Genomic DNA, 22,670 nt, shown 5'->3' with positions numbered 1-22,670 from the left:
CTCGGGCGCTGACCCCGACGCGCGGATCAGAGCCCGAGGAGCGGGAGGACGCCGGCGAGGTCGACCCGCCCGGCGACGACGTCGGCATGGCGGCGGACGATCGGCTTCGCGTTGAATGCGACCGAGAGCCCGGCGACGGCCATCATCTCGAGGTCGTTGGCTCCGTCGCCGATCGCGATCGTCCGTGCCAACGGCACGCCGTCCTCGTCGGCCCACTCCTGCAGCGCGGCCGCCTTCGCCGCCGCGTCGATGATGGGACCATTGAGGCCTCCCGTCAACCGACCGTCGGCGACCTCGAGGCGGTTCGCCCGCACATGGTCGAGGCCGAGTGCCTCGGCGAGTGGGTCGAGCAGTTCATGGAACCCGCCCGACACGACACCGATCCGTGACCCGTGCGCATGCAGCCGGCCGATCAGCGTCCCCAGGCCGGTCGTCGTCCGGATCCGTTCGGCGATCACCGGGATCCGGTCGACGGGCAGGCCCGCGAGCGTCGCGACCCGGGCCCGGAGGCTGTCGGCGAAGTCGAGGTCACCGCGCATGGCGCGCTCGGTGATGGCGGCGACCTCGGGGAGGCTGCCGACCTCCTCGGCGAGCAGCTCGATCACCTCGTTCTCGATGAGCGTCGAGTCGGCGTCGAGGACCGCGAGGAACCGGACGCCTCGTCCGGCCTGTGGGGGGAGTGCTGCCTCGGGATCCGCCACTGCCGAACGCTCGGTACTCATGGAACGACGCGTACTCCCTTGCCAACCACGGTGAGACCGGATTCGGTGACGGTGAAACCGCGAGCGCGGTCACGGTCGTGGTCGACACCGACGCTCGCGCCGGAGGTGACCACCACATCCTTGTCCAGGATAGCCCGCTTGACGACGGCGTCCGGTTCGATGTGGACCTTGTCGAACACGACCGAGTCAGAGACGTGGGCACCGGATTCCACGAGCGCCCACGGCCCGAGGACACTGCGCTCGATGTGGGCACCGGACAGCAGCGAACCGAGGGAGACGATCGAGTCGATGGTCTGGCCGAGGTTGCCCTTCGCGTCCCGCACGAACTTCGCCGGCGGCGAGTTCAGCTGCGAACTGAAGATCGGCCAGTCGCGGTTGTACAGGTTGAAGATCGGGAGCGTCGAGATGAGGTCCTGATGGGCCTCGTAGAACGACTCGATCGTCCCCACGTCGCGCCAGTAGTAGCGATCGCGATCCGTCGATCCGGGTACATCGTTCCGCTGGAGGTCGTAGACGCCGGCCTCGCCGCGATCGACGAAGTACGGGACGATGTCGCCACCCATGTCGTGGTTCGAGCTCGTCACCTCGCCGTCGTCGATGACCGCCTGCATGAGTGCGTCGGCGTCGAAGACGTAGTTGCCCATCGAGGCGAGCACTTCACCGGGGGAGTCGGGCAGGCCCGGCGCGTCGAGCGGCTTCTCGAGGAAGCGGGCGATGGTCGTCGGGTCGTCCGCGTCGACGTCGATGACGCCGAACTGGTCGGCGAGGGAGATGGGCTGACGGATCGCGGCGACCGTCGCCTTCTTGCCCGAGGCGATGTGCGCCTCGATCATCTGCGCGAAGTCCATGCGGTAGACGTGGTCGGCGCCGACGACCACGACGATGTCGGGCTTCTCGTCGCGGATCAGGTTGAGGCTCTGCAGGATCGCGTCGGCGGATCCGCTGAACCAGCGCTTCCCGAGACGCTGCTGCGCCGGCACGGACGCGACATAGGAGTCGAGCAGGCCGGACAACCGCCAGGTCTGCGAGACGTGGCGGTCGAGGCTGTGGGACTTGTACTGGGTGAGGACGACGATCTGGGTGAGTCCGGAGTTGATGAGGTTCGACAGCGCGAAATCGATCAGGCGGTACTGCCCGCCGAACGGTACGGCCGGTTTCGCGCGGTCTGCGGTCAGCGGCATCAACCGCTTCCCTTCCCCACCAGCGAGGACGATTCCGAAGATCTTCTTTGAGGCGGCCATGGCTTCACAATAGATGCCGGACGAGACCTGTACTAGCGTCTAGACATGCGAGTTGATCTTGTGACAAAGGAGTACCCGCCGGAGATCTACGGCGGCGCAGGCGTCCACGTGTCGGAGCTGGTGAAATCCCTCCGCAGCGACATCGACGTGACCGTGCGCTGCTTCGGCGCGCCACGCGACGAGGCCGACACCGTCGCGTACGGTGTCCCGGCCGAGCTCGAAGGGGCGAACGGCGCCCTCACGACACTCGGGACGGACCTCCTGATCGCCCAGGACGTCGCCGGGGCCGACCTCGTGCATTCGCACACCTGGTACGCGAACGGCGCCGGTCACCTCGCGTCGCTGCTGCACGGAATCCCGCATGTCGTGACCGCGCACAGTCTGGAGCCGCTCCGCCCGTGGAAGGCCGAGCAGCTCGGCGGCGGGTACCGCGTGTCCAGCTGGATCGAGCAGTCCGCCTACGAAGGCGCCGCGGCCGTCGTGGCGGTCAGCGACGGCATGCGTCGCGACATCCTGCGCTCGTACCCGAGCCTCGACCCGGCCAAGGTGCAGGTCATCTACAACGGCATCGACCTGACCGACTGGCAACCACGCGTGGACGACGAGCTGCTGCGGTCCCTCGGCATCGACCCGTCCCGTCCCTCCGTCGTCTTCGTCGGTCGGATCACCCGTCAGAAGGGGCTGCCGTACCTGCTCCGCGCGGCGCGATTGCTGCCACCCGACGTGCAGCTCATCCTGTGCGCCGGCGCTCCCGACACCCCCGATATCCTCGCCGAGGTCAAGGGGCTCGTCGAGGAGCTGCAGCGCGAGCGCACCGGGGTCGTGTGGATCGAACGACTCCTCCCGCGTCACGAGCTGTGCACCGTCCTCACCGCCGCCACGACCTTCGTGTGCCCGTCGATCTACGAGCCGCTCGGCATCGTCAACCTCGAGGCGATGGCCTGCGGTGCCGCCGTGGTCGGGACGGGGACCGGCGGCATCCCGGAGGTCGTGCAGGACGGTGTGACCGGCAGGATCGTCCCGCTCGCGCAGGCGTCCGACGGCACCGGCACCCCGCTCGACCCGGAGCGTTTCGTCGCCGACCTCGCCGCCACCCTCACCGAGGTCGTCCAGGATCCCGCCCAGGCGAGGGCCTATGGGGCCGCTGGTCGCCGACGCGCGGAGTCCGACTTCAGCTGGTCGCGCATCGCCACCCAGACGGCGGAGCTGTACCGCAGCCTGGTCTGAACCACCTGCGGACACCTCGGAGGACGGCGACGCGCGACGAGTCTTGGCGGATAGGCTAGGACCATGCCGAGCGTGTTGCAGTTCTCCGATGTGTCCGTCGTCCGCAATCTCAACCCCATCCTGAATGGCGTCGACTGGACGGTGACGGGCGACCAGCGATGGATCGTCCTCGGCCCGAACGGCGCCGGCAAGACGACCCTCCTGCAGCTCGCGGCGACGCTCATCCACCCCTCGAAGGGCACGGTCTCCGTGCTCGACGAGACGCTCGGCCGGGTCGACGTCTTCGAATTGCGCCCGCGCATCGGCTTCGCGTCCTCCGCCCTCGCGAAGCGGGTGCCGCCCGAGGAGACCGTCCTGGACGTCGTGCTCACGGCGGCCTACTCGGTCACCGGGCGGTGGGTCGAGCAGTACGAGGACATCGACGTGAAGCGCGCGTCGCGGGTCCTCGCGGAATGGAAGCTCGACCACCTCGCCGACCGCCGCTTCGGCACACTGAGCGACGGCGAGCAGAAGCGCGTGCAGATCGCGCGGGCCATCATGACGGACCCCGAACTCCTCCTGCTCGACGAGCCGGCCGCGAGCCTCGACCTCGGCACGCGCGAGGAGCTCGTCGAGCTGCTCGGTGGCTACGCGAGCGCCGACGACTCACCGGCGATCATCATGGTGACCCACCACGTCGAGGAGATCCCCGTCGGCTTCACCCACGTCCTGCTCGTGCGCGACGGCGCCATCGTCGCCGCCGGCCCGATCGCCGAGACGCTCACGGCCGAGCACCTCAGCGAGACCTTCGACCTCCCGATCGAACTGACCGAGGAGGACGGCCGCTTCCACGCCCGCTCCGCCCGCGCCGGACGCTCGGCCGTCGCCCCCTCCTGACCGCCATGCCTCGGCGAGTCGTCCTCGGCTGGCGAGCAGACGCGCGCCGAGTCTGGTAAAGTCGACCTTTGGCTCGCGGAGCCAAGAGCTTTCTGCCTCGTGCCTGGAGTTCCGAGCGCGGGTACTACCCACACCATCCACTCAACAAGGACTGCTGATGAAATCTGACATCCACCCCACGTACGAAGCCGTCGTCTTCCGCGACCTCGCCTCCGGCGCGACGTTCCTCACGCGCTCGACGGTCTCGTCGGGCAAGACGATCGACCTCGACGGCGTCACCTACCCGGTGATCGACGTGGAGATCTCGTCCGAGTCGCACCCGTTCTACACGGGCAAGCAGCGCATCATGGACTCCGCCGGTCGCGTCGAGAAGTTCAACCAGCGCTTCAAGGGCTTCGGCAAGTAGTCCTTCAGCTGGAATACACGAACGCCCCGATCCTCGGATCGGGGCGTTCGTCGTCGTGCCGAGCCGTACAGCTCAGATGCCGATGGGCAGCTGGTCCGCTGGGACGATGATCGGCGCCTCGGGTCGGGCGGCAGGGCGTCCGGTGCGGATGGGCCAAGCACCGTCGGCGACGAACTCGGGATCGCGCACGCGGCGCATGTAGGACTGGAAGCTCTCCGCCTGCTCGAGCGACCAGGTCCGCTGGGCCTCGTGCAACTCGTCGACGCTCGTCGGCAGGGCGTCGGCATGAAGCCGACCGATGGCTTGAGCGACGCGTCCGGCGGCGACGGCGTCCACCCCCGCGTCATGCGCACCCTCGAGCGGAACGCCGTGTAGGGCGGCGACGACCTCGAGCGTCCGCTTGCCGCGCCGGAAGGTGTCGAGCCGCCGGTCGAGGATCAGCGGGTCGACGACGGGGGACGGGTCGGTGATCGACGTCACCCCGTGTCGCTCCGCCTCGAAGTGCAGGAGGGAGAAATCGTAAGGAGCGTTGTAGGCGACCACCGGGGTCCGCGCGGCGAACAGCTCGGTGAGGACGGCGACGATCTCTCCGACGACGGCCGGCGCCGGACGCCCCTCCGCCCGGGCCCGCTCCGTCGTGACGCCGTGGATCTCGGCGGCGCGAGCGGGGATCTCGACCCCGGGATCGGCCATCCACGACCACGAACGGTCGACCGAACCGTCCGCGGTGATGACACCGACGAAGGCGGTCACGATGCGACTCGTCTCCACCTCGATGCCCGTCGTCTCGAGATCGAAGACCGCCAGGCGGTCCGTCCAGTGGGGATTCGCATCGACCGTGTTCACGCCTTCACCCTATGACGCACCTCCGACAGGGTCCTGTGCCACGCCGGGGCGGCACGGTCCGCGTCGTCGGGTGAACGCGGAGCCGGACTGCCTAGACTGAGTGGATGCCCGTCGAATCACCGTACGCCGACCAGCTCGACCGCATCCCCGTCCGGGAGCGCTCGCTCATCGTGGACGGAGCCGAGACCCGGTTCTGGGACTACGGCGACCACGAGGCGTCGACGACGATCGTCATGGTGCACGGGTTCCGGGGCGACCACCACGGCCTCGAACCGGTCGTCGCGCAGCTCTCCGGGTTCCGGATCATCGCTCCGGACCTCCCCGGCTTCGGCAGCTCGGCTCCCTTCCCCGAGGCCACCCACTCCGTCGAGGGGTACGCCGCCTGGCTGGGACGGTTCATCGAGGAACTGCACCTGACCGGCCGTGTCGTCCTGCTCGGGCACTCGTTCGGCTCGATCGTGTCGAGCGCCGCCGTCGCCGGGGGACTCCGACCGGATGACCTCATCCTCGTGAACCCGATCGCCGCCCCGGCGCTCCAGGGCCCTCGAGGTGTCCTGACGAGGCTCGCGGTCTTCTACTACTGGTCGTCCGCGAAGCTCCCGAAACGCCTGGGATTCGCCTTCCTCCGGAACAAGGGTGTCGTGCGCATCATGAGCGTCGCGATGTCGAAGACGAAGGACCCGACGCTCCGTCGGTGGATCCACGCCCAGCACGACCAGTACTTCAGCGCCTTCGCCGACCGGGAGGTCGTCCTCGAGTCGTTCACCGCCTCGGTCAGCCACGACGTCAGCGAGTACGCCGACCGGATCCCGAGCCGCACGCTGCTCGTCGCCGCCGAGCGTGACGACATCACGCCCGTGGCCGCGCAGTACGCGCTCGCGAAGCGGTTCGCCGACGCGCAGCTGCACGTCATCCCGGGCGTCGGACACCTCATCCACTACGAGGAGCCGCTCGACGCGGCGCAGCGCCTCACCGCGTTCCTGGCGGACGACCGCACCGACGCCTGAGGCGTCAGGCGTCGGTCGCCTCCTGCGAGACGACGCTCGTGAAGGCGGACGGGACCAGGCGAGCGGCGATCCCGGTGAGCGTCTCACTGGCACCCGCGTCGAGCTTCACGTCCGCGCGGCCGTCCGCCTTCGTGACGCCGCGGTTGATGACGACGATCGGCAACCGCTTCCGGCGGGCGAGTTCGAGGAGCCGGATCCCCGAGTTGACCACGAGCGACGACCCGGCGATCACGAGTGCGTCGGCGCCGCGCACAAGTGCTGCCGCCTCGGCGTACTTCTCCGTCGGGATGAACTCGCCGAAGAAGACCACGTCCGGCTTCAACATGCCACCGCAGACCGTGCACACGGGGACGACGATCTCGTCCACGCGCCCGACCTCGGCATCGCCGTCCGGGTTGATCGTCACGTCCGTCTCGGTGTCGAGCCACGGGTTCAGGGCCGTCATGCGCTCCGCGATGCTCGACCTGGCGTAGCTCTGCCCACAGGAGAGACAGCTGACGCGGTCCATCGATCCGTGCAGATCGACGACGCGGCGCGAGCCGGCCCTGACGTGGAGGCCGTCGACGTTCTGCGTGATGACGCCGTCGGCGATGCCGGCCTCTTCGAGGAGCGCGATCGCCCGGTGGCCGGCGTTCGGGCGAGCGCCGTCGAACCGCTTCCAGCCGAGGTGGCTGCCGGCCCAGTAGCGTTTGCGCGCGGCGTCGTCGTTGGACAGGAACTGGTCGACCGTCATCGGGGTCCGGACCGGAGCGCCCTGGCCCCGGTAGTCGGGGATCCCGGAGTCCGTGCTCACGCCGGCCCCGGTGAGGAAGGCGACACGTCGGTCCGCGAGCAGCTCGATCGCCCGTTCGAGCCCGGCCTCGGCCGTCTCGTCAGCGGGATCCCCTGCTGCGATCAGCGTGCTCATGCCTGCTCCGTCCATCCGTCCGCGATGATCGGAGTGCTCCGGGCCATCGCTTCCCCTGAGTCTAAACGGCCTCGTTTTCGATCGTGTTCCCACTCTGGCAAGGTGGAGGTCGAACATCGCGTCGAGAGGACGTCTCCCATGCAGGTCATCCGGATCACCGATATCGACGACGGACGACTCGACGACTACGCGCGACTGACGGACGTCGCCCTCCGTCGGGTGTCCGAACCCGCGGGTGGCCTGTACATCGCCGAGTCGACGAAGGTCATGGAACGTGCGCTCCGCGCCGGGCACCGACCACGATCGGTCCTGCTGCAGGAGAAGTGGCTCGAGGACGTCTCGCCACTCCTCGAGGACCACGACGTCCCGGTCTTCGTCGGGGAGCCCGCACTCCTCGAGCAGCTGACGGGCTTCCACCTGCACCGGGGAGCGCTCGCGGCCATGCACCGCCCACCGCTCGCCGACCCCGCCGAACTCCTCGCCGACGCCCGCCGGGTGGTCATCCTCGAGGACATCGTCGACCACACCAATGTCGGCGCCATCTTCCGCTCCGTCGCCGGCCTCGGTGCCGACGCGGTCCTGATCACCCCGCGCTGCGCCGACCCGCTGTACCGTCGAAGCGTCCGCGTCAGCATGGGCACGGTCCTGCAGGTGCCGTGGACCCGCCTGCCGGAATGGGACGTCGCATCCGGCGTCCTGCGGGATGCCGGCTTCGAGACGGCCGCCCTGGCCTTGGCCGACGATGCCGTGGACCTCGACACCTATGCTCGGACCGCGCCGGAACGGCTCGCCATCGTGCTCGGCGCCGAGGGTGACGGCCTGAGTGCCTCGGCCCTCGCCGCCGCCGACACGATCGTGACCATCCCGATGCTCCACGGCGTCGACTCGCTGAACGTCGCGTCGGCCAGTGCCGTCGCCCTCTGGGAGCTCCGGGTCCGCTGACCACGGTCGCACGCTGCCCGGCGACCACCCGGTGAGCGGCACGTCGCGACAGGGTACGCGCAGGAGCGCCGGGTAGCATGACCGGGTGCCACTCACGAGACGACAGATCTACCGCCGCCGCCGTCTCGCCGTCTTCGGTGTCCTCGCCATCCTCATCGGGGTGTTCGGGTACAGCGCAGGCGCGCTGCTCCGACCGGTGCCGGCCGCGGCTGCGACGCTCGAATCCAGCGGCGCCCTCACCACCTCGCTCGTCCAGCAGACGACGCCGGTCGCCTGGCCCGGATTCGGGCGGGGCGCCATCGGTGCCGTCGGGTTCGACGGCGTGCTGAGTTCGAGTGGTGAACAGACACCGTTCCCCATCGCGAGCATCACGAAGACGATCACCTCCCTCGTCGTGCTGGAGGCCAAGCCGCTCGCCGCGGGGGACCAGGGCCCGTCCATCACGCTGACCGACGCCGACGTCGGGTTCTACTACGACACCATCGCGGAGAACGGTTCAGCGGCACCCGTCGTCGCCGGGTCGGTGTTCACCCAGCGGCAGATGCTCGAAGCGCTGCTCCTCCCGTCGGCGAACAACTACAGCATCTCGCTCGCCGTCTGGGCCTTCGGTTCGGTCGACGCGTACCTCGACGCGGCGCGCGCCTGGCTCGATGCACGTGGGCTGACGGGCACGACCGTCACGAACACGAGCGGCCTGGGCGAGACGAACGTCAGCACCCCGAGCGACCTCGTGACCATCGGCAAGCTCGTGCTCGCCGACCCGGTGCTCTCGTCGATCGTCAAGGAGCCCACGGCGGTGCTGCCCGCCATCGGCGAGGTCGAGAACACGAACGCCCTCCTCGGCCAGTACGGGGTGACCGGTATGAAGACGGGGACCGACGACGCCTCGGGCGCCTGCCTGCTGTTCTCCGCCGACCTCCAGGTGGCGGGGCGGACGGTGACCGTCGTCGGCGTCATCCTCGGTGCCGACGACCACACCGTGCTCAACGAGGCCGTGGTCTCCCTGTTGCAGAGCGTGCCGGCCGGATTCCACCAGGTCCAGCTCGCCACCGCCGGGCAGTCGGTCGGCTCCTACTCGACCGCGTGGGACCAGGCCGCGAAGGTCGTCGTGGCCTCCGACGCCTCCGTGCTCGTCTGGCAGGACACCCCGATCACGGTCGAGAGCCGCGCCAGAGCCATCGACGCGGGTGCCGCCGGTTCGACGGTCGGGAAGCTCAGCTACACCGTGGGGGCGGGCGCGGAGGGCGGCGCGGCGACGATCGACGTCCCGCTGGCCCTCGACGCGGACGTCACGCCGGTCACGCCCTGGTGGCGCCTGACCAACCCGTGACCGCAGCAGACGCCGGAGCCCGGGTGATCGGCCGGACGGTCAGACGTCGAGTTCCTGGTCCTGCGCTGCGACCGTGAGGAACGGGCCGGCGAGCGGTCGCTTGGCGGTGATGTGGTCGCCGGACGACTGGTGCCGCACCCGACGGAGCACCCACGGCACGAGGTACTCACGCGCCCAGGCGAAGTCCTCGGTCCGGGCCTGACGCCAACGCCTGACGGGGAGCGGCTCCGGCTGCAGCGGCTTGAGGTCGTTCTCGACGTTCAGCGCGTGCAGGACGAGGCGGGCGACCTCGTGGTGGCCGAGCGCGTTCAGGTGCAGGCGGTCCGGTGCCCACATCCGCGGATCCTGGATCGCCTGGAGGGCCCACTGGTCGGCGATGATGCAGTCGTGTCGGGCGGCGATGGCCCGCAGGTTCTCGTTGTAGATCGCGACCTTGCCGCGGATGCTCCGGAAGACGGGGGAGAAGCCGACGTCCACGCCGGTGAACAGCACGACCGTCGCTCCGTCGCTCCGGAGTCGGATGATCGCCTGCTCGAGTCGTCTGGCGATGTCGTCGGGGTCGGTGCCGGGCCGGATCACGTCGTTGCCGCCCGCCGAGATCGTGATGAGGTCCGGGTGCAGCTCCAGGGCCGGCTCCACCTGGTCGTCGAGGATCTGCTGAGCGAGCTTGCCGCGCACCGCGAGGTTGGCGTAGGCGAAGTCCGAGTTCTGCGCGGCCAGCACCTCGGCGACGCGATCGGCCCATCCGCGGTGCCCGCCCGGCGCCCCCGGCTCGGGATCGCCGATCCCCTCCGTGAACGAGTCGCCGATGGCGACGTACCGCGACCAGGGATGGTGCTGTTCGGTCATGGGTGGTTCCTCCTGCTGTGCATCCGGAACCTCCAGCGTACGCCCGCCCCTCGGCTGGCGGATCAGTCGCGAGTCGGACATCCGGATGGGTGTCGGGGACGCACACGATGGTCGGCGGTGTCGGTGCGGCCGGGTACAGTGGTCTCCAGTGAACGCGGAAATCTCTTCGACCCAGCACCTGGGCGGGTCCGCAGCCGAACACCTCTCACCGGCCTTCCCGGAACGCGCAGCGTGGGGCACGGCGAGCAAACTTCGAGCCTGGCAGGCCGAGGCGCTCGAGCAGTACTTCACGACCGAACCCCGTGACTTCCTCGCGGCGGCGACACCGGGCGCAGGCAAGACGACGTTCGCGCTGCGGCTCGCCTCCGAACTCCTCCATCGCGGAACGATCGACCGCATCACGGTCGTCGCCCCGACCGATCATCTGAAGCGCCAGTGGGCCGAGGCCGCGAGCCGGGTCGGCATCCGCCTCGACCCGAACTTCGCGAACCGCGATCAGGTCTTCGGCCGCCACTACCACGGTGTCGCGGTCACCTACGCCCAGGTCGCGGCGAACCCGCCCGTGCATCAGCGCACGACCGATTCGGGTCGCACCCTCGTCATCCTCGACGAGGTCCACCACGGCGGCGACGCCCTGAGCTGGGGCGACGGCATCCACGAGGCCTTCTCACGGGCCACCCGTCGGCTGTCGCTGACCGGGACCCCGTTCCGGTCCGACACGGCTCCGATCCCGTTCGTGGTCTACCAGCCGGACCACCAGGGCATCCGGACGTCCGTCACCGACTACAACTACGGGTACGGCCGCGCGCTCCAGGACGGGGTCGTCCGTCCGGTGCTCTTCATGGTCTACGCCGGTCACATGCGCTGGCGGACCAAGGCCGGCGACGAGATGGAGGCCCGCCTCGGCGAGGGCAACACGAAGGACATCACCTCCGCGGCCTGGCGCACCGCCCTCGACCCGCAGGGTGACTGGATCCCGGCGGTCCTGAAGTCCGCCGACCTCCGACTGTCCGAGGTCCGTCAAGCGGTCCCGGACGCCGGCGGACTCGTGATCGCCACCGACCAGACGACCGCGCGAGCCTACGCCGCCATCCTGCACGAGCTGACGGGGGAGCAGCCCACGATCGTCCTCTCCGACGAGAAGGAGGCCAGCGACCGGATCGCCGACTTCTCGGGGAACACCAAGCGCTGGATGGTCGCGGTCCGCATGGTGTCGGAAGGCGTGGACGTCCCACGACTCGCCGTCGGCGTCTACGCGACGTCGTCCGCCACGCCGCTGTTCTTCGCGCAGGCGATCGGACGATTCGTCCGAGCCAGACGACGCGGCGAGATCGCGAGCATCTTCCTCCCGAACGTGCCGAACCTGATGGCCCTCGCGGAGAAGCTCGAGCTCGAGCGCGACCACGCACTCGACCGCCCGAGCGACCCGGACGCGGAGGGCGACCTCTTCAACCCGGAGGACGCGATGATGGCGGCCGCGGAGCGCGAGGACAAGGCTTCCGACTCACTCCTCGAGGAGTTCACCTGGCAGGCCGTCTCCTCGGACGCGCACTTCGACCGGGTGGTGTTCGACGGCGACGAGTTCGGCGAGCTCGCCCAGCCGGGCACCGAGGAGGAGTTCGACTTCATCGGGTTCCCCGGGCTCCTCGAGCCTGAACAGGTGCACGAGCTGCTCGTGCAGCGCCAGAGCCGCCAGGCGAAGCGCGGGGCATTCGTCGACAAAAATGCCGCCTCGCCGAGTCCGCAGGCGGACATCCCCGCTCCGCTCTACCGCACCCTCAAGGAGCAGCGCCAGGTGCTCAACACCCTGGTCGGTCTCTACGCCAAGCACACGAAGGAGCCGCACGGACTCGTGCACGCCGAACTGCGACGCGTCTGCGGCGGACCCGCCGTGGCACAGGCGAGCGTGACGCAGCTGCAGTCGCGCATCGACCTGCTCCGTCGGCGCCTCGGCCACGGGCACTGAGGACAGCACCTCTACTCGCGCGCGTTCGCCTGCTTCGCGGTCGGTCCGCCGGAGCTGCCCTTCGACAGGCTCAGGGACAGGCGGTGCAGGCTCAGGGACCGGCGGAGGTGCGCCGGAATTCGCTCTGGCCGAAGACGATCTCGGGTGTCGGCGTGTCGTGGAGTCCGGCGGGAAAACAAGAACGGCCGGAGCTTTCGCTCCGGCCGTTCGCCGTCTCAACACGGTGTGCGCGAAGGGGGACTTGAACCCCCACGCCCGTAAGGGCACTAGCACCTCAAGCTAGCGCGTCTGCCATTTCCGCCACCCGCGCGTGTTGTGATCGTGTCCGGCTTTCGCTGGGCACGAGAAGAAACTCTAGCACGGATTTCGACAGCCGTTCACCACCTCGTACCGCCAGAGGATCTTCTCGACGGCTTCCGGCCGTGCGCCGACCGCGCAGAACGGGGGAGAGGTGCAGCGGTCAGGGCCGACGGGTAGCGTGGAACCATGACCTCCGGCTCAGACGCATCCGACCTCACGCTCGACGAGACCACGCGGATCGCGCGGGACCTCATCCGCATGGACACGACGAACTACGGTGAGGGCCGCTCCAACGGCGAGACGGAGGCCGCCGAGTACGTCGAGGCGTGCCTCCGCGACCTCGGTCTGGAGCCGGAGCTGATCGACGCCGCTCCGGGCCGGACCAGCGTGGTCGCACGGGTCGCCGGTGCGAACCCCGAGAAGCCGGCGCTCGTCGTGCACGGGCACCTCGACGTGGTGCCCGCCGATCCTGCGAACTGGTCGGTGGACCCCTTCGGCGGCGAGATCAAGGACGGCCTGCTGTGGGGACGCGGGGCCGTCGACATGAAGAACATGGACGCGATGATCCTCGCGTCGCTCCGCGAGATCCTCGGCAGCGGCCGTCGGCCGGAACGCGACCTCGTGATCGCGATGTTCTCGGACGAGGAGAACGGCGGCGTGTTCGGCTCGCACCACCTCGTGACGGAACGACCGGAGCTCTTCGCCGGCGCGACCGAGGCGATCAGCGAGGTCGGCGGGTACTCGATCACGTTCGGCGGACGCCGCTCCTACCTCCTCCAGACCTCGGAGAAGGCCCTCGTCTGGATCAAACTGGTCGCGACCGGACGAGCGGCCCACGGATCCCGCTACGTGCAGGACAACGCCGTCACCCGCCTCTCGGAAGCGGTGGCGGCCATCGGACGCACCGAGTGGCCCGTCCGACTCACCGACACCACCGAGCAGCTGCTCCGTGAGATCGCCACCATCCTCGGCACCACGCCCGAACGGCTCGGCCCGGACGAGCTCGCCCTCGCGACGGGTACGGCCTCCGGCTTCATCCAGGCCTCGCTCCGCACGACGAGCAACCCGACCCTGCTGCAGGCCGGATACAAGCACAACGTGATCCCCGATCGCGCCGAGGCGCTCGTCGACATCCGCACCCTGCCCGGCGAGGAGGACGCCGTGCTCGCGCGCGTCGCGGAGATCGTCGGTGAGGACATCGAGATCGTCGTCATGCACCGCGACATCGGCCTCGAGACACCGTTCTCGGGTCCGCTCGTCGACGCGGTCGTCGAGACCCTCGGGCGCCATGACCCCGGCGCCCCGGTGCTCCCGTACATGCTCTCCGGCGGTACCGACAACAAGGCGCTCTCGCTCCTCGGCATCACCGGGTACGGCTTCGCTCCGCTGCGCCTGCCGGAACACCTGGACTTCCCCGCGATGTTCCACGGAGTCGACGAGCGCGTGCCGCTCGACGCGCTAGGGTTTGGCAAGCAGGTCCTCACGGACCTCCTCCTCGACTACTGACTTCCCACGGTCCGTCTCCGCGCCCTCCGCGCCGCGAGACGCTCCAGGAGCCGCCCCGCCGACGACTGCCGGATCCGGCCGAACACCAGCCATCCGGCTGCAGAAAGGTGCCCTGTGGACCTCATCAACGCCATCATCCTCGGACTCGTCCAGGGGCTCACCGAGTTCCTCCCGATCTCCTCGAGTGCGCACCTGCGCATCCTCGGCGAGTTCCTCCCGGGGGCGAAGGACCCTGGCGCGGCGTTCACCGCGATCACCCAGATCGGTACCGAGGCCGCCGTCGTGGTGTTCTTCTGGCGCGACATCGTCCGCATCATCTCCTCCTGGTGCAAGGCCCTCGTCGGCAAGATCCCGAGGGATGACGCCGACGCCCGCATGGGGTGGCTGATCATCATCGGCAGCGTCCCCATCGTCGTGCTCGGCCTGTTGTTCCAGGACGAGATCGAGACGACCTTCCGCTCACTGTGGATCGTCGCGATCATGCTCATCGTGTTCGGCATCCTGCTCGGTGTCGCCGACGCCGTCGGAGCGAAGAAGCGACGCCTGAAGAGCCTGACCTACCGCGACGGCGCGATCTTCGGAGGCGCCCAGGCGCTCGCCCTCATCCCCGGTGTCTCCCGCTCCGGCGGCACGATCACGGCGGGGCTGTTCATGGGCTACGAGCGCCGTGCTGCGGCGCGGTACGCCTTCCTGCTCGCGATCCCCGCGGTGTTCGGCAGTGGCTTCTACCAGGTCTTCAAGAGCATCGGCGAGCCGAGCCCGTACGGACCGGTCGAGACGCTCGTGGCCACCATCATCGCGTTCGTCGTCGGCCTCGCGGTCATCGCCTTCTTCATGAGCTACATCTCGAAGCGCAGCTTCCTGCCCTTCGTCGTCTACCGCATCGTGCTCGGCGTCGTCCTGCTGGTGCTGCTCGGCACGGGCGTGATCAACGCGTGAGGGCCTGGTCCGCCCCGGTCGTCCCGAAGCTGCCCGGCTCCGGCACGGCCCCGTGTCTCTGGGACACCCCGAGCGCCGGTCTCATCGAGGCCTCCGCCGAACGTACGGCGCGGCTGTACGTCTGCGGCATCACCCCGTACGACGCGACCCACCTCGGCCACGCGTCGAGCTACCTCGCCTACGACACCCTGCAGCGCGTCTGGCTGGACGCCGGCTACGAGGTGCACTACGCCCAGAACGTCACCGACGTGGACGACCCGCTGCTCGAGCGGGCCAACGCGACCGGCGTCGACTGGATCGAACTCGCAGCGAGCCAGGTCGAACTCTTCCGAAGCGACATGGAACGCCTCAGCATCCTGCCACCCGAGGACTACGTCGCGGTCACCGAGGTCATCGGACCGATCGCCGACGCCGTCGCGCTGCTCATCGAGCGCGGTGTCGCCTACAGGGTCGACACCCCGGACAGTGCCGCCGGAGACGACGTCTACTTCGACGTGCGCGCCGCGGCCGACGACGTCTGGCACCTCGGCGCGGAGAGCGGGCTCGACGAGGCGACGATGGCCGCGTTCTTCGCCGAGCGCGGGGGAGACCCCGACCGCGCCGGGAAACGCGATGCCTTCGATCCACTGCTCTGGCGGGCGGCGCGCGACGGCGAGCCGAGCTGGGAGTCACCCGTCGGCCAAGGACGCCCCGGTTGGCACATCGAGTGCTCGGTCATCGCCCTCCAGCACCTCGGATCCGACTTCACGGTCCAGGGTGGCGGCTCCGACCTCGTCTTCCCGCACCACGACCTGAGCGCCGGGCACGCCGCAGCGCTGTCCGGTCGCCCGCTCGCCAAGGTGTTCAGCCACGCCGGCATGGTCGCCTACGAGGGCACCAAGATGTCCAAGTCCCTCGGCAACCTCGTCCTCGTCTCACGCTTGGCCGCCGACGGAGCAGACCCCTCGGCCATCCGACTCGCGATCCTCGCGAACCACTACCGCAGCGACTGGGAGTGGCACGACGAGCACCTCGTCCTGGCCGATCGTCGGCTCGGGACCTGGCGTTCGGCCTTCGCGACGGACGCCGCGAGTGGAGCGTCCGCCGTCGAGCTGCTGCGGGCGATGCGGGTCCGACTGGCGGACGACCTCGACACCCCGGGTGCCATCGCACTCGTCGACGCCGCAGCGACGACCGGCGTCGACGACGCCGACCTCGCGCGGTCGGCCGTCGACGCGCTCCTCGGCGTGCGCTGAGCAGGACGGCGGCTCACCGGAGTCGCACCACCGCGATGGGACCGGGCTACTCGCGGTCCTTCCGCCAGGGCTCGTCGCCCTTGCCCTCGTCCCGGCGCAGGTACCGCTCGAACTCCTTGGCGATGGCCTCGCCGCTCGCCTCGGGTGACTCGACGGTGTCGCGCGCCTGCTCCAACTGCTGGATGTAGGCGGCCATGTCCTCGTCTTCGGCGGCGAGCGTGTCGATCCCGCTCTGCCACTCGCCGGACTCCTCGACGAGGGCTCCGCGGGGGATGACGACGTCGATGAGCTCCTCGAGCTTGTCGATCAGCGCCAGGACGGCTTTCGGGGAGGGCGCGCTGTGCACGTAGTGGGGGACCGAGGCCCAGACCGACAGACTCTGGACGCCCTGCCGCTCGGCGGCGTCGGCCAGCACGCTGAGGATGCCGACCGGCCCTTCGTACGTGCTGCGCTCGAGCTGCAGGGCCTGCCGCAGCTCAGCGTTCTCGCTCGAGGCGAAGACCGAGATGGGCCGCGTGTGCGGGACGTCGGCGAGCATCGCACCGAGCATCACCATGCCGGTGATGCGATGCTCGGTGATCACGGCGAGGATCTCGTCGACGAACGCCTTCCAGCCGCGCGAGGGCTCGGCACCGAGCAACACGTAGACGTTGTCGCCGCCGCCCTCGCTGACCCGGAGCGCGGCGTCCTCCGCCAGGGGGGTCGCAGGCTTCGCCGCTTCAGGGTCGGGCCCCGAGATCGTGGTACCGGGCCAGGTCAGGGACCGTTTGCCGTCCTCGTCGACGCCGACCGTCGGCCGGTTGAACTGGTAGTCGTAGTAGGGCTCCGGGTCGATCTCGAGCAGCGGGCGGAGGGCGAGCGAGTCGCGAAGCACGCGCACCGCGCCGCTCGCCGCCTCGCCGGCATCGTTCCAACCCTCGAACGCCACGACGAGCAGGCGACCGCCCAGCGGCTCCTTGGTGTCTTCCGTCACGTCTCACTCCTCGGTGCACGGGGACCTTCCGCGACCATCCATCCAGGATAGGCGCTTCACCACCCGGTAGCATGGCACCCCGTGACCACTCTCCTCCCTGCCGCAGTCCTCTGGGACATGGACGGCACCGTCGTCGACACCGAGCCCTACTGGATGGAGGCCGAGACCGAGCTGGTCGCGGCCCACGGTGGCACCTGGACCCATGAGGACGGGCTCCTGCTCGTCGGGAACGGGCTCTGGGACTCCGCCGCCGTGCTCCAGGGCCGCGGAGTCGCGCTGGACGCGGACACGATCGTCGCCCACCTCACGGACCACGTGCGGCGCCTCATCCAGGAACGCGGCGTCCCGTTCCGTCCCGGCGCCCAGGAGCTGCTCCACGAGCTCCGGGAGGCCGGCGTGCCGACCGCGCTCGTCACCATGTCGATCCGGTCCATGGCCGAGGACATCGCGGGCGGCATCCCGTTCGACGCGTTCGACCTCATCGTCGCCGGCGACGAGGTCGAGCACCCCAAGCCCCATCCGGACCCCTACCTCAGGGCCGCTGAGGCACTCGGCGTCGACCCTCGTGAGTGCATCGCGATCGAGGACTCCGCCACCGGTCTCGCGTCCGCACTCGCGGCTGGGACCATCGCCGTATCGGTCCCGCACATCGTGCCGATCCCGGAGGGCCCGCACTACACCACCTGGGACACCCTCGCCGGGCGCTCCGTCGCCGACCTCGCCGAGCTGCGCTCGACCGCGAGCGGCACCACCCACCACCCCGAGACAGAGGCAGCACAGCGATGAGCGCGAACCACCAGCCGGCGAACAGCGGCCCCTTCCGCGAGGGCGACCGCGTGCAGCTGACCGGACCGAAGGGGCGGAAGAACACCATCACACTGGAGGCCGGCAAGGTCTTCCACACGCACCGCGGGATGATCGAGCACACCACGATCATCGGTCTGCCGGACGGCAGCGTCGTCGCCAACACCGAGGGCATCGAGCACCTCGCGCTCCGGCCGCTGCTGGTCGACTTCGTGATGTCGATGCCTCGCGGTGCCGCCATCATCTACCCGAAGGACGCGGCCGAGATCATCGGCCAGGCGGACATCTTCCCCGGCGCGACGGTCGTCGAGGCCGGTGTCGGTTCCGGCGCGCTCTCCCTCTGGCTCCTCCGGGCCATCGGACCGTCGGGCAGGCTGGCCTCCTTCGAGCGTCGGGACGAGTTCGCCGACGTCGCGCGAGGCAACGTCGCGACCTTCTTCGGCTACGACCCGCAGAACTGGTCGGTCACGGTCGGCGACCTCCAGGAGACCCTGCCCGACACGATGCCCGCCGAATCCGTCGACCGCGTGGTGCTCGACATGCTCGCACCGTGGGAGTGCCTCGACGTCGCCTGGGAGGCGCTGAAGCCCGGCGGAGTGATCCTCTGCTACGTCGCCACCGTCACCCAGCTGTCCCGGGTCGCCGAGGCGATCCGAGGGACGGGCGGCTTCACGAACCCGCAGTCGAACGAGACGATGATGCGCGGGTGGCACGTCGAGGGGCTCGCCGTGCGACCGGACCACCGCATGATCGGACACACGGGCTTCCTCATCACCGCCCGGAAGCTCGCGCCCGGCACGGTCCTGCCCGAGCTGAAGCGACGCGCCTCGAAGAGCGACTTCAGCGCCGAGGACGTCGAGCTGTGGACCCCGGGCGCCCTCGGGGAACGTTCCGCGAGTGCGAAGATCCTGCGGAAGCGCGCCCGGAGCGCCGGGGCGAGCGCCGAGCTCTCCCGGGCACGGGGCCTCGACGGCGACAGCGTGGGGCCGGACGAGTCGATCGAACCATCCACCGCTGAGCCGGCTCACGGCGACGATCGTTGACCCCGGTTCACGTCGACTAAACTGTGCGACGGCGACCTGCCGTCCCACCCGTACCACCGAAACGAGGATCCGTGCGCACTGCACCAGCTCTCATCGCCGCAGCAGGCCTCCTGCTCGTCTCCCTCACCGGGTGCACCGCGCCGGGCTCGGCCTCCTGCGACACCGCGGCGTCCGCCGGCGACGCGACGAAGCTCGTCAGCGTGTCCGGTGACTTCGGATCCACCCCGAAGGTGGACCTCCCGACGCCGCTGTACACGAAGACGACGGAGCGCCAGGTCGTCATCCAGGGCGACGGTCAGCAGGTCTCGGCCGACGGCACCGTCAACCTCAACCTGATGCTCCTCAACGGACGCACGGGCGACGTCCTGCAGCAGACGGACTTCAACGGGCCCGCGAGCACCCTCATCGCCCTGTCCGGAAGCCTCCCCGGCTTCGCGAAGGCGTTCGCCTGCACGACGGTCGGATCCCGTGTCGTCGCGGCGATCTCACCCGAGGACGCCTTCGGCCCGACCGGTGGCAGCGAGGCGAACGGCATTAAGAAGGACGACGCGATCATCCTCGTCGCCGACATCCAGGGTGCGGCGCTGCCCAAGGCCGACGGCGCCGAGCGCCCGATCCCGTCAGGGTTCCCGTCCGTCGTGACCGCTCCGAGCGGCCAGCCCGGTATCACCATCCCGGCGGCCCCCGCCCCGACCGAGACGAAGCACACCCTGTCCCGCGTCGGCGACGGCGCCACGGTCAAGGCCGGCGACCAGGTCATCGTCAACTACACCGGCGTGCTCTGGGATCAGAAGAGCGTCTTCGACAGCACCTGGGAGAAGGGTAAACCCTACCCCTTCACGGCGGGCAGCGGGCAGACGATCAAGGCCTTCAACGACGCGGTCGTCGGCGCGAAGGTCGGCTCGCAGATCGTCCTCGTCGTGGCGCCGAAGGACGGATACGGGGACCAGGGTACGACCGGCGTCCCCGGAGGGGCGACGCTCGTGTTCGTCATCGACGTGCTCGGCACCCAGCACGCGGCGCAGTAACCGACACGCCTCGGAGACGGCCCGTCCCACGCCCGCGTCGCGGGTGGGGGACGGGCCGTCCGTCGGTAGACTGGACCGGTGTCCTCAGCCCGCGAGTCCCCGAAGCCGGTCCCGGTGGAGGAGCGACTCTTCAGCCTCGTGCTCGCGCTCCTCGCCACGCAGACCGGCCTGACGAAGAACGAGATCCTGTCGACGGTCCAGGGGTACCGCCAGCAGTATTCGAGTGGCGGCGGCAACGCCAGCCTCGAGCGACAGTTCGAGCGCGACAAGGACAACATCCGCGAACTCGGCGTCCCGCTCGAGACGATCGAGCAGCCGGGCGAACCCGGCAACAACCAGTCGATGCGCTATCGGATCCCGAAGGGCGCCTACGAGCTCCCCACCGACGTCCGGTTCACCCCGGCGGAGCTGTCACTGCTGTCGCTCGCGGCCACCGTGTGGCGTGAGGGGTCGCTCTCCGGCCAGTCGCAGCGAGCGATGACGAAGTTGCGGTCGCTCGGCATCGAGCCCGACGAACCGATCATCGGATACGCGCCGAGACTGCGCACCCGGGAGGCCTCGTTCGAACCCCTCGACGCGGCGCTCGAACGTCGGTCCGTGGTCGCCTTCCCGTACCTGAAGCCCGGCGAGGCGCGGCCACGCGTCCGCACCGTCGCGCCGTTGGCGCTCGTCCAGCACGAGGGTCGCTGGCACCTCTACGCGACCGACCGGACGGTGGACGAGCCCCGGACGTTCCTCCTCTCGCGGATCGTCGGTCCGGTCAAGCCGACGGGGGAGTCGTTCCCCGCCGACGACCGCGACCACGCCGCCGACGCGATCGACGGCCTGCGCCGCGTGTCCTCGTCACAGCGCGCCCTCGTCCGTGTCCGGCCCGGGACCGACGCCGCGGCCCGCCTCGGCAACCGCTACGGCGTCAGCGACACGGAGCGCACGGAACTCACCATCCCGTACCTCGACCACCACATCCTCGCCGACGAGCTCGCCGGGTTCGGCCCGGAGGTCGTCGTCCTCGACCCTCCGGCGCTCGTCGAGGCCGTGGCGTCCAGACTCGAGCTGGTCGTCGCCCGCCACCGCGCGACCGACGACGCACCCCACCCCGAGGAGACCGCCCGTGGCTAAGCGACCGGCGGCGCCCCGCGCCCAGGACAAGCTGATCTTCCTCCTCTCGCTCGTGCCGTACCTCATCGACCGCGAGCGGGTCACGGTCGACGAGGCCGCGCGGCACTTCGGCCTGTCCCCGCGCCAGATCCGAGAAGCGGTCGAGCTCTTGACGGTGTCCGGCGTGCCTGGCGACACCCGGCAGTACCTCGCCGGCGACCTCTTCGACATCGACTGGGGCAGCTTCGAGGAGGACGACGAGATCGTCCTCACCCACCGGGTCGCCCTCGACGACAGTCCTCGCTTCTCAGCCCGCGAGGCCTCGGCCCTCATCGCCGGCCTGCAGTCGCTCCAGCGCCTTCCCGAATTCGTCGACAGCGACGTCATCGGGGGCGTCATGGCGAAGCTCGCCCGCGGGGCGTCGTCGGCTCCGGGGCAGCTCGCGGTCACCGAGTCCTACTCCGCGAACGCGGTCGGCATCATCCGATCGGCTCTGGCCGCCGGCCACAGCGTCGCGTTCGACTACGTCGACGCGAGTGGGGCGACCGAGGCGAGGCTGGTGGACCCGCTGCGTCTCGAGTCCCAGGACCAGGACTGGTACCTCTACGGGTGGTGCCACCTGCGCGAGGCGACGCGTCGCTTCCGTCTCGATCGGATGACCGAGCTCCGGGAGACCGACGCCGAGGTCGTGTTCCGGGAAGCGGACGTCGTCGTCCCGACCGCGTTGTTCGAGCCGAGCGACTCCGACCGCAACGTCACCGTGCTCGTCCGACGCTCGGTCCTGCAGCTCATCGACGACTACGTGGTCGCCGTCGACAGCGCGCCGGGCGGCTCCGCAGCCCGCGAGGACAGCGACGCCGAGGTGACCGCGACCCTGCGCCTCGCGCACCATCACGGCCTCAAACGACTGGTCGCCGCACACCCCGGGCTCATCACCGTGCTCGGCCCGGCGGACGCGCGCGACGCGGTCGCCGATTGGGCGGCCGCCGGTCTCGCGCAGTACCGCACGACATCCGGGAGCTGACTCCCGAGACTCCCGGCGGTCGAGCGGGAGATGCAGGGTAGAGTGAGTGGACCTCGACCTCGAAGATCAGGAACGAAGACTATGTTCGGCAACGCATTCACCGGGTGGCACCTCGTCATCATCCTCCTCATCGTCCTGCTGCTGTTCGGAGCACCGAAGCTCCCGGGTCTCGCCCGCAGCGTCGGCCAGTCGATGCGGATCTTCAAGAGCGAGGTCAAGAGCATGCGCGACGACGAGCCCGCCTCGCCCGACGCGACGGGCACGGTTCCGCCCGCGAGTGCGACGCCCGCCGACCCGACTCCGGCCGCGACGGCCCCGCAGAAGCCGACCGACCCGCCGGTCAAGCCGTAACCCTGAGGACCACCCGAGCCCGATGACGCCAGCACCTGGCCCCCGACGAG

Annotated in this window: 22 protein-coding genes and 1 tRNA gene; 16 read left to right on the top strand and 7 right to left on the bottom strand. The window is 69.8% G+C overall.

Going from position 1 to position 22,670, the window contains the following annotated elements; genetic code table 11:
* Positions 1–26: 26 nt before the first annotated feature.
* Positions 27–722: a phosphoserine phosphatase SerB gene (gene serB / locus ITJ62_RS07345; RefSeq protein ID WP_194600592.1), complete on the bottom strand. Its 696-nt coding sequence runs from the start codon at positions 720–722 to the stop codon at positions 27–29.
* Positions 719–1,963 carry a glucose-1-phosphate adenylyltransferase gene (locus ITJ62_RS07340; protein ID WP_064296946.1) on the bottom strand — a complete coding sequence of 415 codons (1,245 nt, stop codon included), beginning with the start codon at positions 1,961–1,963 and terminating at the stop codon, positions 719–721. The genes serB and ITJ62_RS07340 overlap by 4 nt, the downstream gene beginning before the upstream one ends.
* 45 nt (positions 1,964–2,008) lie before the next feature.
* On the opposite strand from ITJ62_RS07340, the gene glgA reads away from it, so the two are divergent.
* The 3 genes from glgA (at position 2,009) to ITJ62_RS07325 (ending at position 4,472) form a co-directional block, all read left to right on the top strand.
* Complete coding sequence (glgA, locus tag ITJ62_RS07335) at positions 2,009–3,190, top strand: glycogen synthase (protein ID WP_194600591.1); 1,182 nt, start codon at positions 2,009–2,011, stop codon at positions 3,188–3,190.
* Positions 3,191–3,253: 63 nt separating this feature from the next.
* Positions 3,254–4,066 carry an ABC transporter ATP-binding protein gene (locus ITJ62_RS07330; RefSeq protein ID WP_194600588.1) on the top strand — a complete coding sequence of 271 codons (813 nt, stop codon included), beginning with the start codon at positions 3,254–3,256 and terminating at the stop codon, positions 4,064–4,066.
* A gap of 157 nt (positions 4,067–4,223) precedes the next feature.
* Positions 4,224–4,472: a type B 50S ribosomal protein L31 gene (locus ITJ62_RS07325; protein WP_056005588.1), complete on the top strand. Its 249-nt coding sequence runs from the start codon at positions 4,224–4,226 to the stop codon at positions 4,470–4,472.
* A 72-nt stretch (positions 4,473–4,544) separates the two neighbouring features.
* Here ITJ62_RS07325 and ITJ62_RS07320 read toward each other — a convergent pair whose 3' ends face one another.
* Complete coding sequence (locus tag ITJ62_RS07320) at positions 4,545–5,318, bottom strand: 3'-5' exonuclease (protein ID WP_194600586.1); 774 nt, start codon at positions 5,316–5,318, stop codon at positions 4,545–4,547.
* A gap of 104 nt (positions 5,319–5,422) precedes the next feature.
* Between ITJ62_RS07320 and ITJ62_RS07315 the strand changes: the two genes are divergently transcribed.
* Complete coding sequence (locus ITJ62_RS07315; RefSeq protein WP_194600584.1) at positions 5,423–6,325, top strand: alpha/beta fold hydrolase; 903 nt, start codon at positions 5,423–5,425, stop codon at positions 6,323–6,325.
* 4 nt (positions 6,326–6,329) lie between these two features.
* Here ITJ62_RS07315 and ITJ62_RS07310 read toward each other — a convergent pair whose 3' ends face one another.
* A complete protein-coding gene (locus ITJ62_RS07310; RefSeq protein WP_085510927.1) occupies positions 6,330–7,232 on the bottom strand; it encodes a Sir2 family NAD-dependent protein deacetylase in 903 nt (300 codons plus the stop codon).
* 138 nt (positions 7,233–7,370) lie between these two features.
* Between ITJ62_RS07310 and ITJ62_RS07305 the strand changes: the two genes are divergently transcribed.
* Both ITJ62_RS07305 and ITJ62_RS07300 read left to right on the top strand, forming a co-directional pair.
* A complete protein-coding gene (locus ITJ62_RS07305) occupies positions 7,371–8,174 on the top strand; it encodes an RNA methyltransferase (RefSeq protein WP_194600583.1) in 804 nt (267 codons plus the stop codon).
* Positions 8,175–8,259: 85 nt separating this feature from the next.
* On the top strand, positions 8,260–9,504 hold the full coding sequence (locus tag ITJ62_RS07300) for a D-alanyl-D-alanine carboxypeptidase (RefSeq protein WP_194600581.1): 1,245 nt from the start codon (positions 8,260–8,262) through the stop codon (positions 9,502–9,504).
* A gap of 39 nt (positions 9,505–9,543) precedes the next feature.
* Here the strand turns inward: ITJ62_RS07300 and ITJ62_RS07295 are convergent, their stop codons facing one another.
* Positions 9,544–10,353: an SGNH/GDSL hydrolase family protein gene (locus ITJ62_RS07295; protein ID WP_079705978.1), complete on the bottom strand. Its 810-nt coding sequence runs from the start codon at positions 10,351–10,353 to the stop codon at positions 9,544–9,546.
* 148 nt (positions 10,354–10,501) lie between these two features.
* On the opposite strand from ITJ62_RS07295, the gene ITJ62_RS07290 reads away from it, so the two are divergent.
* Entirely contained in the window at positions 10,502–12,319 is a 1,818-nt protein-coding gene (locus ITJ62_RS07290; RefSeq protein ID WP_240043850.1) for a DEAD/DEAH box helicase, read from the top strand.
* Between the two features lie 226 nt (positions 12,320–12,545).
* Here ITJ62_RS07290 and ITJ62_RS07285 read toward each other — a convergent pair.
* Positions 12,546–12,629, bottom strand: a tRNA-Leu gene (locus tag ITJ62_RS07285).
* A gap of 176 nt (positions 12,630–12,805) precedes the next feature.
* Between ITJ62_RS07285 and ITJ62_RS07280 the strand changes: the two genes are divergently transcribed.
* The 3 genes from ITJ62_RS07280 to mshC all read left to right on the top strand — a co-directional run bounded on the left by ITJ62_RS07280 (position 12,806) and on the right by mshC (position 16,299).
* Positions 12,806–14,125: a M20/M25/M40 family metallo-hydrolase gene (locus ITJ62_RS07280; RefSeq protein WP_194600578.1), complete on the top strand. Its 1,320-nt coding sequence runs from the start codon at positions 12,806–12,808 to the stop codon at positions 14,123–14,125.
* Positions 14,126–14,239: 114 nt separating this feature from the next.
* Positions 14,240–15,064, top strand: coding sequence for an undecaprenyl-diphosphate phosphatase (locus tag ITJ62_RS07275; RefSeq protein ID WP_194600577.1), 825 nt, complete (start codon positions 14,240–14,242; stop codon positions 15,062–15,064).
* Complete coding sequence (gene mshC, locus ITJ62_RS07270; RefSeq protein WP_194600575.1) at positions 15,061–16,299, top strand: cysteine--1-D-myo-inosityl 2-amino-2-deoxy-alpha-D-glucopyranoside ligase; 1,239 nt, start codon at positions 15,061–15,063, stop codon at positions 16,297–16,299. The genes ITJ62_RS07275 and mshC overlap by 4 nt, the downstream gene beginning before the upstream one ends.
* 46 nt (positions 16,300–16,345) lie before the next feature.
* On the opposite strand, the gene ITJ62_RS07265 is transcribed toward mshC, so the two are convergent.
* The gene (locus ITJ62_RS07265; RefSeq protein WP_194600571.1) at positions 16,346–17,272 is read right to left on the bottom strand and encodes a PAC2 family protein; all 927 of its coding nucleotides are present in this window, start codon (positions 17,270–17,272) and stop codon (positions 16,346–16,348) included.
* A gap of 81 nt (positions 17,273–17,353) precedes the next feature.
* Between ITJ62_RS07265 and ITJ62_RS07260 the strand changes: the two genes are divergently transcribed.
* The 6 genes from ITJ62_RS07260 (at position 17,354) to tatA (ending at position 22,620) form a co-directional block, all read left to right on the top strand.
* Positions 17,354–18,058 carry an HAD family hydrolase gene (locus ITJ62_RS07260; protein ID WP_370581860.1) on the top strand — a complete coding sequence of 235 codons (705 nt, stop codon included), beginning with the start codon at positions 17,354–17,356 and terminating at the stop codon, positions 18,056–18,058.
* Positions 18,055–19,119, top strand: coding sequence for a tRNA (adenine-N1)-methyltransferase (locus ITJ62_RS07255; RefSeq protein ID WP_194600568.1), 1,065 nt, complete (start codon positions 18,055–18,057; stop codon positions 19,117–19,119). Before ITJ62_RS07260 ends, ITJ62_RS07255 begins: the two co-directional genes overlap by 4 nt.
* Before the next feature lie 71 nt (positions 19,120–19,190).
* A complete protein-coding gene (locus ITJ62_RS07250) occupies positions 19,191–20,147 on the top strand; it encodes an FKBP-type peptidyl-prolyl cis-trans isomerase (protein WP_194600565.1) in 957 nt (318 codons plus the stop codon).
* Between the two features lie 78 nt (positions 20,148–20,225).
* Positions 20,226–21,266, top strand: a complete 1,041-nt coding sequence (locus ITJ62_RS07245; protein WP_079705985.1) for a YafY family protein — start codon at positions 20,226–20,228, stop codon at positions 21,264–21,266.
* On the top strand, positions 21,259–22,269 hold the full coding sequence (locus ITJ62_RS07240) for a WYL domain-containing protein (RefSeq protein ID WP_194600562.1): 1,011 nt from the start codon (positions 21,259–21,261) through the stop codon (positions 22,267–22,269). Before ITJ62_RS07245 ends, ITJ62_RS07240 begins: the two co-directional genes overlap by 8 nt.
* Positions 22,270–22,350: 81 nt before the next feature.
* Positions 22,351–22,620, top strand: coding sequence for a Sec-independent protein translocase subunit TatA (tatA, locus tag ITJ62_RS07235; RefSeq protein WP_194600559.1), 270 nt, complete (start codon positions 22,351–22,353; stop codon positions 22,618–22,620).
* Positions 22,621–22,670 lie beyond the last annotated feature (50 nt).

It is taken from the genome of Plantibacter sp. VKM Ac-2876 (assembly GCF_015350715.1).
Lineage (GTDB): Bacteria > Actinomycetota > Actinomycetes > Actinomycetales > Microbacteriaceae > Plantibacter > Plantibacter auratus.
The sequence above is the reverse complement of the archived record's forward strand: the minus strand, read 5'-3'. Positions and strand labels throughout refer to the sequence as shown.

Bases quoted from the DNA above. Each gene is read 5' to 3' on its own strand.
- serB (WP_194600592.1), bottom strand. From the start codon at position 722: ATGAGTACCGAGCGTTCGGCAGTGGCGGATCCCGAGGCAGCACTCCCC.
- ITJ62_RS07340 (WP_064296946.1), bottom strand. From the start codon at position 1,963: ATGGCCGCCTCAAAGAAGATCTTCGGAATCGTCCTCGCTGGTGGGGAA.
- glgA (WP_194600591.1), top strand. From the start codon at position 2,009: ATGCGAGTTGATCTTGTGACAAAGGAGTACCCGCCGGAGATCTACGGC.
- ITJ62_RS07330 (WP_194600588.1), top strand. From the start codon at position 3,254: ATGCCGAGCGTGTTGCAGTTCTCCGATGTGTCCGTCGTCCGCAATCTC.
- ITJ62_RS07325 (WP_056005588.1), top strand. From the start codon at position 4,224: ATGAAATCTGACATCCACCCCACGTACGAAGCCGTCGTCTTCCGCGAC.
- ITJ62_RS07315 (WP_194600584.1), top strand. From the start codon at position 5,423: ATGCCCGTCGAATCACCGTACGCCGACCAGCTCGACCGCATCCCCGTC.
- ITJ62_RS07310 (WP_085510927.1), bottom strand. From the start codon at position 7,232: ATGAGCACGCTGATCGCAGCAGGGGATCCCGCTGACGAGACGGCCGAG.
- ITJ62_RS07305 (WP_194600583.1), top strand. From the start codon at position 7,371: ATGCAGGTCATCCGGATCACCGATATCGACGACGGACGACTCGACGAC.
- ITJ62_RS07295 (WP_079705978.1), bottom strand. From the start codon at position 10,353: ATGACCGAACAGCACCATCCCTGGTCGCGGTACGTCGCCATCGGCGAC.
- ITJ62_RS07280 (WP_194600578.1), top strand. From the start codon at position 12,806: ATGACCTCCGGCTCAGACGCATCCGACCTCACGCTCGACGAGACCACG.
- ITJ62_RS07255 (WP_194600568.1), top strand. From the start codon at position 18,055: ATGAGCGCGAACCACCAGCCGGCGAACAGCGGCCCCTTCCGCGAGGGC.
- tatA (WP_194600559.1), top strand. From the start codon at position 22,351: ATGTTCGGCAACGCATTCACCGGGTGGCACCTCGTCATCATCCTCCTC.